Below are 12,540 nucleotides of genomic sequence, written 5' to 3' on the forward strand. Positions count from 1 at the left end.
GATTACCGCGCAGCGGGAGCGACCTGGTCGGGCGCCAGCCTGTCGAGAGCTAAATTCAGCGCCAGCACGTTCACCTTCGGCTCGCCGAGAAAGCCGAACGATGGCCGCTCGGCATGCCGTTCGACCAGGGCCTGCACGCGGGCCGGTGCGATGCCGCGGGCGCGCGCCACCCGGCCGGCCTGGTAATGCGCCGCGGCCAGGCTGATGTCCGGATCCAGGCCGCTGGCCGACGCGGTCACGAGGTCCACGGGCACCGGCGCGCTATTGCCCGGATCGGCCTCGCGCAATGCCGCGATGCGGCCCTTGACGGCGTCGAGCAGCGCCGGGTTCGCCGGGCCCTGATTCGAGCCGCCCGACCCGGCCGCGTTGTTCGGCGCCGGCGCCGTGGCCGACGGGCGTCCCCAGAAGTAGCGCGGCGACGCAAACGCCTGGCCGACCAGGCGCGAGCCGATCGCCTTGCCGTCACGGGTGGCAAGGCTGCCGGCGGCCTGGCCGGACCAGGCCAACTTGCCGAAGCCGGTCACGACATAGGGATAGACGACGCCGCACAGCAGCGTCAGCGTGGCGAAGATGGTTGCCGCGGGGCGGAGATGGGAAATCATGGTAGATCCTTTCAGACGAAATTCAGTGCGGCGAGCGCCATGTCGACCAGCTTGATGCCGACGAACGGCAGCAGCAGGCCGCCCAGGCCATACACCAGCATGTTCCGGCGCAGCAGCACGGCCGCGCCCAGCGCCCGGTACTTCACGCCCCTCAATGCCAGCGGGATCAGGAACACGATGATCAGCGCATTGAAGATCACGGCGGACAGGATCGCGGAATCGGGGCTGGCCAGGTGCATGACGTTCAAGGCGCCCAGCGCCGGATAGGTGCCGGTAAAGGCGGCCGGGATGATGGCGAAGTACTTGGCCACGTCGTTGGCGATCGAGAACGTGGTCAGCGCGCCGCGCGTCATCAGCATCTGCTTGCCGATTTCCACGATCTCCAGCAGCTTGGTCGGGTTCGAATCCAGGTCGACCATGTTGCCGGCCTCTTTTGCGGCCTGGGTACCGGTGTTCATCGCCACCGCCACGTCGGCCTGGGCCAGCGCCGGCGCGTCGTTGGTGCCGTCGCCCGTCATCGCCACCAGCCGCCCCTCGGCCTGCTGGCCGCGGATCAGCTTCAGCTTGTCCTCGGGCGTCGCTTCGGCGAGGAAGTCGTCGACGCCCGCCTCGGCGGCGATGGCCGCCGCCGTCAGCCGGTTGTCGCCGGTGATCATCACGGTGCGGATGCCCATCTGGCGCAGCTGGGCGAAGCGTTCGCGGATGCCGGCCTTGACGATGTCCTTCAGCTCGATCACGCCCATCGCCCGGCCATCGTCGACGACGACCAGCGGCGTGCTGCCGCGCCGCGCCGCATCGTCGGCCAGGCGCGCCACGTCGGCCGGCCAGCGCCCGCCCTGCCCTTCGAGGTACTTGCGCATCGTGTCGGCCGCGCCCTTGCGCACCTGCCGCGCGCCGACATCCACGCCGCTCATCCGGGTCTGCGCCGTGAATGCCACGAACGCGATCTCGTCGCCGCCATCGGCCAGCGCCAGCTGATGTTCTTTCTCGTCGATCCGCTGCTCGGCCGGAAACCGCTGGCGTGCCAGCACGGCGATGCTGCGCCCTTCCGGCGTTTCGTCGGCCAGCGACGCCAGCCGCGCCGAGCGGGCCAGCTGCTCTTCCGTCACGCCGGGCGCCGGCAGGAACGCCGCCGCCTGGCGATTGCCGTGCGTGATCGTGCCGGTCTTGTCGAGCAGCAGCACGTCGACGTCGCCGGCCGCTTCCACCGCCCGGCCGGACGTGGCGATCACGTTCGCCGCCATCATGCGGCTCATGCCGGCCACGCCGATGGCCGACAGCAGGCCGCCGATGGTCGTCGGGATCAGGCACACGAGCAGCGCGATCAGCACCGTCACCGTGACCGGCGTGCCGGCGCCGGCCGCGTTCACCGCGAACAGCGAGAACGGCAGCAGCGTCACCGTCACTACCAGGAACACGATCGTCAGCGCGACGAGCAGGATCGTCAGCGCGACTTCGTTCGGCGTTTTCTGCCGCTTCGCGCCTTCCACCATCGAGATCATCCGGTCGATGAACGCCTCGCCGGGGTTGACGGCGATGCGCACCACCAGCCAGTCCGACAGCACGCGGGTGCCGCCCGTGACGCTGGCGAAGTCGCCGCCCGATTCGCGGATCACCGGTGCCGATTCGCCGGTGATCGCGCTTTCGTCGACCGAAGCGGCGCCCTCGATCACTTCGCCGTCGGCGGGCACCACGTCGCCCGCTTCGACCAGCACCGTCATGCCCTTGCGCAGGTCGGATGCGGGCACCGGCAGCCATGGGGTGCCGTATGCCGGCGTGGCCAGCTTCTTCGCCGTGACCGTGGTTTTCAGCGCCCGCAGCGATGCCGCCTGGGCCTTGCTGCGTCCTTCGGCCAGCGCCTCGGCGAAGTTGGCGAACAGCACGGTGAACCACAGCCAGACGGCGATTGCCGCGGTGAAGCCGGCGTCGTCGCCGGCGGCGGCGGCCATCACGGCCAGCAGCGTGGTGGCGATGCTGCCGGCGTAGACGACGAACATGACGGGACTGCGCAGCTGCACGCGCGGGTGCAGCTTGCGGAAGGCGTCGCCCAGCGCGGGAACGGCCAGCCGCGCATCGAAAAGTGCCAGCGGAGTGCGTGACATGGAATCCTCTTACTGGAAAAGTTGCAGGTGTTCGACGATGGGACCGAGCGCCAGCGCCGGCACGTAGTTCAGCACCCCGACCAGCACGACGGTGCCGATCAGCAGGAACACGAACAGCGGGCCGTGCGTGGGCATCGTGCCGCCCGTGACGGGCAGGCGCTGCTTGCCGGCCAGCGCGCCGGCGATCGCCAGCACCGGCACGATCACGGCGAAGCGGCCGAACCACATGGCGATCGCCAGCATCGCGTTGTAGAAAGGCGTATTGGCGGAGAGGCCGGCGAATGCGCTGCCGTTGTTGTTGGCGGCCGAGCTGAACGCATACAGGATCTCGGAGAAGCCATGCGCACCCGGGTTGGCGATGCCCGCCGTGCCGGCGCCGGTCACGACCGCGATGGCGGTACCGCACAGCACCAGGGTCGGCGTGACGAGAATGGCGAGCGACGTCATCTTCATCTCGTAGGGGCCGATCTTCTTGCCCAGGTATTCCGGCGTGCGGCCGATCATCAGGCCGGCGATGAACACCGCCAGGATGGCGAACACCAGCATGCCGTACAGCCCGGAGCCCACGCCGCCGAAGATCACTTCGCCGAACTGCATCAGCAGCAGCGGCACGGCGCCGCCCAGCGGCATCAGCGAATCGTGCATCGCGTTCACGGCGCCGCAGGACGCGGCCGTGGTCACGGCCACGAACAGCGCCGACCCGTTGACCCCGAAGCGGGTTTCCTTGCCTTCCATATTGCCGCCAGACTGCAGCGCGCCGGCCGCCTGGTCCACGCCAAGTGCCTGCAGCGCGGGGTGCGCGGCCTGCTCGGCGGCGAACACCGCGAGCGTCATCAGCACGAATACCACCGTCATCGCCGCCAGCACGGCCCAGCCCTGGCGGATGTCGCCCACCATGCGGCCGAACGCAAAGCACAGCGCGGCGGGAATCAGGAAGATCGCGAGCAGCTCGATGAAATTGCTCAGCGCCGTCGGGTTCTCGAACGGGTGCGCGGAATTGGCATTGAAGAAGCCACCGCCATTGGTGCCCAGCAGCTTGATCGCCTCCTGCGAAGCGACCGGGCCCATGGCCAGCGTCTGCACGCCGCCTTCCAGCGTGGCGACGGCGCGGTAGGCGTCGAAGTTCTGGATCACGCCCTGGCTCATCAGCAGCACGGCCAGCAGCAGCGACAGCGGCAGCAGCACGTACAGCGTGGCGCGGGTGATGTCGACCCAGAAATTGCCCACCGATGCGCTCGACCGGGCCGCGAAGGCGCGCACCAGTGCGAACACGACGGCGATGCCGGTGGCCGCCGAGAAGAAATTCTGGCCGGCCAGCGCCACCATCTGCGTCAGGTAGCTCATCGTCTGCTCGCCCGCGTAGCCCTGCCAGTTGGTGTTGGAAACAAAGCTGACGGCCGTGTTGAACGACGAATCGGGGCTCACATTCGGCAGGTTCTGCGGATTCAGGGGCAGCCAGGCTTGCAGGCGCTGCATGGCGTAGACGAACAGCGTGCCCAGCGCATTGAAGACGACCAGCGCGACGGCATAGGTCTTCCAGCCCATCGCCCGGTCGGCGGGCAGGCCGGCGGCGCGGTACAGCGCGCCTTCGAGCCGGTACAGCCAGCCCAGGCCGCGGATTGCGCCGTCGCCCTCGCCCACCCGGGCCAGGAAGGCGCCCAGCGGCCAGGCGAGCAGGAACAACACCCCCAGGAAGGCAAAGAGAAGAAGTAGCGATGGGGTTGTCACAGGTCCTCCGCCTTCAGCAGCGCCACCAGCAGGTAGACCAGCAGGCCGACGGCGGTGACGGCGCCGGCTACATAGATGAGATCAGCGCTCATGGCTGCTGTCCCGCGCCGGTCCGCAGCCGGGCGCAGCCCGCTGTCATGCCGCATGCCAGCGCCGCGAACGCGCCGATCAGGGCCAAAAACACGATATCCATCGCTTTCCTTCCAGCTGTTGTAATGGAAGGCAGGTTATCGACGGGGGTCTAAAAACGGGGTAAAGACTTGCCGCCCCAGTGTAAACAAGGTATAAAAACGCCTTTTTACTGTATATTTATACAGATGTTTCGCGGGAGTACTTGCTTTCCCGCCCGGCCCCTCGGATAGAATGCCGGTCTAACCCAATCTGCACTTCTTGTGTCAATCACCACGTATGGCCACCAAAAAACCTGTTTCCGACTACAGCGAATCATCGATCCGCGTGCTGAAGGGCCTGGAGCCCGTCAAGCAGCGCCCCGGCATGTATACCCGCACGGAAAATCCGCTGCACATCATCCAGGAGGTGATCGACAACGCATCCGACGAAGCACTGGGCGGCCATTGCCGGAACATCGTCGTCACGCAGAACGCCGACGGCAGCATCACCGTCGAGGATGACGGCCGCGGCATCCCGGTCGGCCTGCACCCGGAAGAAAACGTGCCCACGGTGGAAATCGTGTTCACCCGGCTGCACGCCGGCGGCAAGTTCGACAAGGGCTCGGGCGGCGCGTACGCGTTTTCCGGCGGCCTGCACGGCGTCGGCGTGTCCGTCACCAACGCGCTGTCGAAGCGCCTGGAAATCAATGTCTGGCGCAAGGACGACAAGGGCAACGGCTACCACACCATCGCTTTTGAAAACGGCGACCTGGTCCAGCCCCTGACCTCCGGCCCTGCGCCCAAGGACGGCAAGAAATCCGGTACCCGCGTCACCGCGTGGCCGGATGCCAAGTATTTCGACTCGCCGCTGATTTCCCAGGTCGAACTGCAGCGCCTGCTGCGCTCGAAGGCCGTGCTGCTGCCGGGCGTGACCGTCACGCTGAAGAACGGCAAGACCGGCGACGTGCAGACCTGGCAGTACAACGACGGCCTGCGCGGCTACCTCACCGAAGCGCTGGCGCAGACGGGCAACGGCGAAACCTTCGTGCCGCTGTTCGAGGGCGAGCAGTTCGCGGGCCCGGACGCGGAAGGATTCGCCGAAGGCGAAGGCGCCTCATGGGTGGTGGCATGGACGGAAGAAGGCGCGATCATGCGCGAATCCTACGTCAACCTAATTCCCACGCCGAATGGCGGCACCCACGAATCGGGGCTGCGCGAAGGCCTGTTCGGGGCGATGAAGAACTTCGTCGAACTGCATTCATTGTTGCCTAAAGGCGTCAAACTCCTGCCCGAAGACGTCTTTGCGCGGGCGTCGTTCGTGTTGTCGGCCAAGGTGCTGGACCCGCAGTTCCAGGGCCAGATCAAGGAACGCCTGAACTCGCGCGACGCGGTGCGGCTGGTGTCCACGTACAGCAAGCCGGCACTGGAACTGTGGCTGAACCAGCACATCGACTGGGGCAAGAAGCTGGCCGAACTGGTCATCAAGCAGGCCCAGTCGCGCCTGCGCTCGGCGCAGAAGGTGGAAAAGAAAAAATCGTCCGGCGTGGCCGTGTTGCCGGGCAAGCTGACCGATTGCGAATCGAACGACGTGTCGCGCACCGAACTGTTCCTGGTCGAGGGCGACTCGGCGGGCGGCTCGGCGAAGATGGGCCGCGACAAGGAATTCCAGGCCATCCTGCCGCTGCGCGGCAAGGTGCTGAACTCGTGGGAAACCGACCGCGACCGCCTGTTCGCCAACAACGAGATCCACGATATCGCGGTGGCCATCGGCGTCGACCCGCACAGCTTCACCGATACGCCGGACCTGTCGAACCTGCGCTACGGCAAGATCTGCATCCTGTCGGACGCCGACGTCGACGGCTCGCACATCCAGGTGCTGCTGCTCACGCTGTTCTTCCGCCACTTCCCGGGGCTGATCCAGAACGGCAATATCTGCGTGGCGCGCCCGCCGCTGTACCGCGTGGATGCGCCGGCGCGCGGCAAGAAGCCGATCCAGAAGCTGTACGCGCTGGACGACGGCGAACTGACCGCGATCGAGGACAAGCTGCGCAAGGATGGCCTGAAGGATGGCAGCTGGAGCATTTCCCGCTTCAAGGGCCTGGGCGAGATGAACGCCGAGCAGCTGTGGGAAACCACGATGAACCCGGATACGCGGCGCCTGCTGCCGGTGGCGCTGGGCGACTTCGCGCACACCGAGGCGGCAGCCCGCTTCAACATGCTGATGGGCAAAGGCGAAGCCGCCGCCCGCCGCGCATGGATCGAGGAACACGGCAACGAAGTCGAAGCCGATATTTAATTGAACGAGCACCATGAGCCAAGCAAACCTCTTTGACGCGCCGCCGCCGGATGATCCGGCCAATGGCGCCAATAATGGCAACAGCGGCAACGGCGGCGACGGCGGCGAATCGCTGACGCTGTCCACCTTCGCCGAACGCGCCTACCTCGATTACGCGATTTCCGTCGTGAAGGGCCGCGCCCTGCCCGACGTGTGCGACGGCCAGAAGCCGGTGCAGCGCCGCATCCTGTATTCGATGAACGAACTGGGGCTGAACGCCACGGCGAAACCGCGCAAGTCGGCCACCGTGGTCGGCGACGTGCTGGGCAAACTGCACCCGCACGGCGACCAGTCGGTGTACGACGCGCTGGTGCGCATGGCGCAGGACTTTTCGCTGCGCTACCCGCTGATCGACGGCCAGGGCAACTTCGGCTCGCGCGACGGCGACGGCGCCGCGGCGATGCGTTACACGGAAGCGCGCCTGACGCCGATCGCCAAGCTGCTGCTGGACGAGATCGGCCAGGGTACCGTGGACTTCATCCCGAACTACGACGGTTCGACGGAAGAACCGGCGCTGCTGCCGGCGCGGCTGCCGATGGCGCTGCTGAACGGCGCCTCCGGCATCGCCGTCGGCATGGCCACCGAAATCCCGTCGCACAACCTGCGCGAAGTGGCCGCGGCCACCGTGGCGCTGATCCGCAATCCGAAACTGTCGCACGCCGAACTGATGGACATGATGCCGGGCCCGGACTTCCCGGGCGGCGGCCAGCTGATCACGCCGCAGGCGCAGATCGCCGACATGTACGCCTCCGGCCGCGGCAGCATGAAGGTGCGGGCGCGCTGGAAGATCGAGGAACTGGCGCGCGGCCAGTGGCAGGCGGTCGTCTACGAACTGCCGCCGGGCACGTCGGCGCAGAAGGTGCTGGAAGAAATCGAGGAACTGACCAATCCGAAGGTCAAGCTGGGCAAGAAGGCGCTGTCGCCGGAACAGCTGGCGCTGAAGCAGCAGATCCTCGGCGCGCTGGACACGATCCGCGACGAATCCGGCCGCGCCGCACCGGTGCGCCTGGTGTTCGAGCCGAAATCGAAGAACCAGGACCAGAACGAATTCATGCTGATGCTGCTGGCGCATACGTCGCTGGAAACGTCGGCGCCGATGAACCTGGTGATGATCGGCGGCGATGGCCGCCCGCGCCAGAAGGGCCTGACCGAAATCCTCACGGAGTGGATCGCCTTCCGCTTCGCCACCGTGACGCGCCGCACGCAGCACCGCCTGGCCAAGGTCGACGACCGCATCCATATCCTGGAAGGCCGCGAAACGATCCTGCTCAACATCGACGAGGTGATCCACATCATCCGCAATGCGGACGAACCGAAGCAGGCGCTGATCGCCCGCTTCAACCTGTCCGACCGGCAGGCCGAGGATATCCTGGAAATCAGGCTGCGCCAGCTGGCCCGCCTGGAAGCGATTAAGATCCAGCAGGAACTGGCCGAGCTGCGCAAGGAAAAAGGCACGCTGCAGGACCTGCTCGACAATCCTTCGTCGATGAAGCGCCTGATCATCCGCGAGATCGAGGCCGACGCCAAGCAGTATGGCGATGCGCGCCGTACGCTGATCGAGGAAGCGCAGCGCGCCACCGTCGAACAGAAGATCGTCGACGAACCGGTGACCGTGATCGTCTCGCAGAAAGGCTGGGTGCGCGCGCGCACCGGCATCGGCCATGACCGTGGCCAGTTCACGTTCAAGGCCGGCGATGCGCTGCACGACGCGATCGAATGCCGCACCGTCGACACCCTGCTCGGCTTCGGCGACAACGGCCGCGTGTACTCGGTGCCGGTGGCCGCGTTGCCGAACGCGCGCGGCGACGGCGTGCCGATCACCACGCTGGTCGACCTGTCCGGCGGCGCGCGCCTGCTGCACTACTTCGCCGGCCCCGCATCGACGCAGCTGCTGATGGCGTCCGACGCCGGCTTCGGCTTCATCACGAAGGCGGGCGACATGGTCAGCCGCCAGAAGAGCGGCAAGTCCTTCCTCACGCTGGACGACGGCGCGAAGCCGCTGGCGCCCACGGTGGTGCTGCCCGATGCCAGCGCGATCGCCGTGGTGTCCGAAAAGGCACGCCTGCTGGTGTTCGGCATGGACGAGATGAAGGTACTGGCGAACGGCGGCCGCGGCGTGACGCTGATGGAGCTGGAACCGAAGGAAAAACTGGTGGCCGCCTGCGCGATCACGCAGAAAGGCGTGACGGTGCTGGGCATCGGCAACGCCCAGAAGGCGAAGGAAGAACGCATGACGTCGCACGCGCTGGCCGAGGGCGAACACTTCGGCAAGCGCGCCAGGAAGGGCAAGCCGATGCCGACCCGGATCAAGCCGACGGGGTTGCTGCCGAACTGATTGTCGGGCGCGGTCTTCGCGCTGCCGATACGAAAAGCCCGGGTCGATCCCCGGGCTTTTTCTTTTACGCCGCCGACCGCAGCAGTGGGCGCGGCGCCGAACGCGCCAGGTATTGCTGCGCCGCCGCGTAGCCCGCCTCGTAGCGCTCGGCCACGCCGTGCTGCGAAAAATCGTGATCGCCGCCGGCCGGTGCCGGCGTGGCGGCAATCACGTGCAGGTTCTTCAGCGCGCGCAGGCGCATCAGCCAGGCAAATGCCGGCATCCCTTCGACAGCCGTGCCGGCCGCCACCGTCTCCAGTTTTTCAAGCATCGCCACGAAGCCGTCGAGCTTGCCATCGCCGCCATACTGATCCCAGAAACGGTTCTGGTATTGCAGCGCGATCGTGCGCGTCTGCACTTCCTGCATCGTGGCCGGCGTTGGCTGGCCATCGGCCGGGAACAGGTCGACGACGAAGATCGGCAACGAGCCGATTTCGTCCGGTTCCAGCAGGTTCAGCAGCGAATCGATCGGCGTGTTGGAAAACAGGCCGCCATCCCAGTAATCGGTGCCGTCGATGCGGGTGGCGGGAAAGCCCGGCGGCAGGCTGCCGCTGGCGACGACGTGCAACGGCGTGAGTTTCGTGCGCACCGCCCGGTGGTGGCAGCTGGCGGCGTGCGCGCCGTGGGCCACGTGGTTGGAAAACGTGGTTTGCCCGCCCGTGTGCAGGCTGGTGGCCGTCACGCCGAAGCGGATATGGCCGGGATCGTTGAGCTGCTCGAAATCCAGGTGGCCAGCCAGCGTGGCCAGCATCGGCGCCGTGGTGCAGAAGCTGGTCCAGCCAGCCATGTTCCAGTAATCGGTACGGGACAGCCAGAAGTTCGGATTGCCCAGCAATGACAGGTTGGCCTGCTTGTCCGCCGGCAGGAAGGGGATGGTCGGCAGCGTGATCGCCTGCCAGATCTTCTTCAGGCTGGCGGCGATATCGCCCTCCTTCGCGCCGGCGACCGACGCCGCGTTGATCGCACCGATCGACACGCCGGTGACCGCCTTCGGATACCAGCCCTCGTCGACCAGCGCCGTCACGACGCCATACTCGAACGCGCCCAGCGCGCCACCACCCTGCAGGATCAATGCCATCGGCCTTTTCATGACTCCTCCATATCGAACAGATCAAGAGAAGTTCCAGATTGCCGGGCGGAAGGTTAGCGGTATTGATCCGTATCAATGACTCACGGAAAGCAACAGCGGCGTAAAAACGGCTGGGGCCGTGTCTTTCAACACGGCCCCAGCCGTTCTCTACCGCGCGGCCAGCTTAGTGCTTGGCAGCTTCCTTCTTCACGTCGGCATTGGCCTTGGCGATGGCTTCGCTGGTCTTGGCAGCGGCCAGTGCTTTTTCCTTGTCGGCTTCGACCACTTCCTCGGCTACCTTGGCATCGGCCTTGGCGATCTTCTTGGCGGCCTTGGCATCGGCGGCGGCGATTTTCTTGTCGGCCTTGGCTTCCGCTTTCAGGCGGTCTTCCGGATCGGCATCGGCTACTTTTTCACCGGCCTTCAGGTGTTCCTTGTTGGCTTTCGCCTCGGCCTTGGCGACTTTTTCGTTTGCCTTGGACTGGGCTTTCGCTACGTCTTCATCCGCATTGGCCACTTTCTTGGCTTGTTTCTGCTGTGCCTTGGCGATGTCTTGCTGGGCTTCGGCCTGGGCCTTGGCGACGTCGTTCGACTGGGCATAGGCAGCGGTTGCAAAGACGCCGGCGATCAGGGTTGCGAGCAGTTTGTTCATGATTGACACCTTTCAAGTGGTTATTGACTACGTATCTGGATGCGTTTCGTTCTGACACGTGCTCAGATTAAAGTTTCCAAACGATATCCACTGTGCGGTACCGAACCTAGTAACATTTTGTTATCTTTCTTACTTTCCTCCCGGCCGCGAGTACAGGTCGATCGTGTGCCCCACCGCCTCGGCACACACGGCGCAGAACGCTTCGCTGCGGTCGAACATCAGGCACTGCTGCTGCGAACGGTAGTAACCCTTGGCTTCATAGTTCGCGCCTTCGAACGCGCCCACCGTGTGCGCATGCGGGGCCTTCGAGAACAGGCGCCCCGTCCACGCCAGGTCGTCGGCGAACAGCTTGCTCATCTCCGCCTCGGGCCGGTTGTCCTTGCGCAGTTGCGCGCGCACCTTCTGGTACTCGCGCGAATGGGCCTCGTATTCCGCTTTCGGCCACGGCGTCGGCAACGGCGTGCCCGGCTTCACGAAGTGCCGCCACTTCACGTTGGCGGGATCGTGCAGCGCCGTCACGTTCGGCTCCCACGGTTCCGGGCGCCCGGCGCTGGCCTGGTAAGCCACCGGCGACGTGTAGTACTCGTCCGCCAGTCCGGCGAAGTGGTGGCCGAACTCGTGCACGAACAGGTAGTTGGCCCAGTCGTTGTTCGCCGCGGCCGTGCTGAACTGGCCGTAGATGCCGCCGCCGCCGTAGGTATCGTTGTTGACGAGGATCTCGATGAATTCGTATGGCGCGTGCTGGGCGATGTCGCGCAGCGCGCGGTTATCCGTGGTCAGCACATAGCGTTCGCTGCCGAAGATGTCGTAGCGCGTGTTCAGCGCGGACGCATGATGCGTGTTCGTCGACGGGCGGCTGACGCCGGATTCCTCGGTCGGCACGGCCAGGCCCCACACATTGAAATCCTGCGCGCGCTCCTTGAACGGCGACACGGTGAACAGGTAGTCGGCCAGCCGCTTCGCGGTCTGCTCGAACTTGCCCAGTTCGGCGCGCGTATAGCCGTCGCCGAGGATCAGCAGGTCCACCTTTTGCGGCGACGCTCCGCTGACCCGGATGGGAACCGGCTTCGCCGGCGCCGGCGGCTGCCTGCGCACCACGTCGAGCGCATCGGTGTCGACGTCGGCCGTCCACACGATCGAGAACTGGTTGCGCTCGTCCCGTTTCAGGATGCGCACCTTGACCGGCGCATCCGGCTTGGGGAAGCGCACCGATTCGCCGAAGGCGCGCGTCGCCTTCGCCGCCTCGTCCGTCGTTTTCCACTCGCCGAAGATGGTGGAAAAGCCGCGCGAGTACAGCAGCCGGCCCGTCTTCGCATCGACCACTTCGACCTTGTTGATGCCGCGGTCGGTGTCGTCCAGCGTGCGCGTCATGTCGCCCGGCCAGGGCAGCGGTTCGATCACCACGCGGTCCATCGCGTAATGCTCCGACAGCGCATTGCCGCTGTGGATGTAGTCGACGCGCACGGTGGCGGGTTGGGCGGCAAAGGCCGTGCCGGCGCATGCGAGCCAGGCCAGGCCGGCGAAGGAAAACGCGCGCATAGGAGCTCCTGTGAACAAATGTGGCGGCC

General features: G+C 66.1%; 9 protein-coding genes. 2 read left to right on the forward strand and 7 right to left on the reverse strand.

Annotation, left to right across the window (positions count from 1 at the left end):
• Positions 1-2 precede the first annotated feature (2 nt).
• From kdpC to kdpF, 4 genes are read right to left on the reverse strand one after another with little or no spacing between them, the layout of a single operon-like run.
• Positions 3-602 (reverse strand): potassium-transporting ATPase subunit KdpC, encoded by a 600-nt coding sequence (gene kdpC, locus ACY34H_RS06675; RefSeq protein ID WP_464976708.1) that lies wholly within the window; start codon positions 600-602, stop codon positions 3-5.
• 11 nt (positions 603-613) lie between these two features.
• Positions 614-2,704, reverse strand: coding sequence for a potassium-transporting ATPase subunit KdpB (kdpB, locus tag ACY34H_RS06680; RefSeq protein ID WP_464976709.1), 2,091 nt, complete (start codon positions 2,702-2,704; stop codon positions 614-616).
• Between the two features lie 9 nt (positions 2,705-2,713).
• Entirely contained in the window at positions 2,714-4,432 is a 1,719-nt protein-coding gene (gene kdpA, locus ACY34H_RS06685; protein WP_464976710.1) for a potassium-transporting ATPase subunit KdpA, read from the reverse strand.
• Positions 4,429-4,524, reverse strand: a complete 96-nt coding sequence (gene kdpF, locus ACY34H_RS06690; protein WP_464976711.1) for a K(+)-transporting ATPase subunit F — start codon at positions 4,522-4,524, stop codon at positions 4,429-4,431. The genes kdpA and kdpF overlap by 4 nt, the downstream gene beginning before the upstream one ends.
• Before the next feature lie 316 nt (positions 4,525-4,840).
• Here kdpF and ACY34H_RS06695 point away from each other — a divergent pair, with 316 nt between their 5' ends.
• Positions 4,841-6,838 carry a DNA topoisomerase IV subunit B gene (locus ACY34H_RS06695; RefSeq protein ID WP_464976712.1) on the forward strand — a complete coding sequence of 666 codons (1,998 nt, stop codon included), beginning with the start codon at positions 4,841-4,843 and terminating at the stop codon, positions 6,836-6,838.
• A gap of 13 nt (positions 6,839-6,851) precedes the next feature.
• Positions 6,852-9,212 carry a DNA topoisomerase IV subunit A gene (parC, locus tag ACY34H_RS06700; protein WP_464976713.1) on the forward strand — a complete coding sequence of 787 codons (2,361 nt, stop codon included), beginning with the start codon at positions 6,852-6,854 and terminating at the stop codon, positions 9,210-9,212.
• Positions 9,213-9,276: 64 nt separating this feature from the next.
• Here the strand turns inward: parC and ACY34H_RS06705 are convergent, their stop codons facing one another.
• The 3 genes from ACY34H_RS06705 to ACY34H_RS06715 all read right to left on the reverse strand — a co-directional run bounded on the left by ACY34H_RS06705 (position 9,277) and on the right by ACY34H_RS06715 (position 12,511).
• The gene (locus ACY34H_RS06705; RefSeq protein WP_464976714.1) at positions 9,277-10,341 is read right to left on the reverse strand and encodes a patatin-like phospholipase family protein; all 1,065 of its coding nucleotides are present in this window, start codon (positions 10,339-10,341) and stop codon (positions 9,277-9,279) included.
• 163 nt (positions 10,342-10,504) lie between these two features.
• A complete protein-coding gene (locus tag ACY34H_RS06710; protein ID WP_464976715.1) occupies positions 10,505-10,972 on the reverse strand; it encodes a hypothetical protein in 468 nt (155 codons plus the stop codon).
• Positions 10,973-11,101: 129 nt separating this feature from the next.
• A complete protein-coding gene (locus ACY34H_RS06715; RefSeq protein WP_464976716.1) occupies positions 11,102-12,511 on the reverse strand; it encodes an IgA Peptidase M64 in 1,410 nt (469 codons plus the stop codon).
• Positions 12,512-12,540 lie beyond the last annotated feature (29 nt).

The sequence above is a fragment of the Pseudoduganella sp. jia 9 genome (assembly GCF_055502615.1).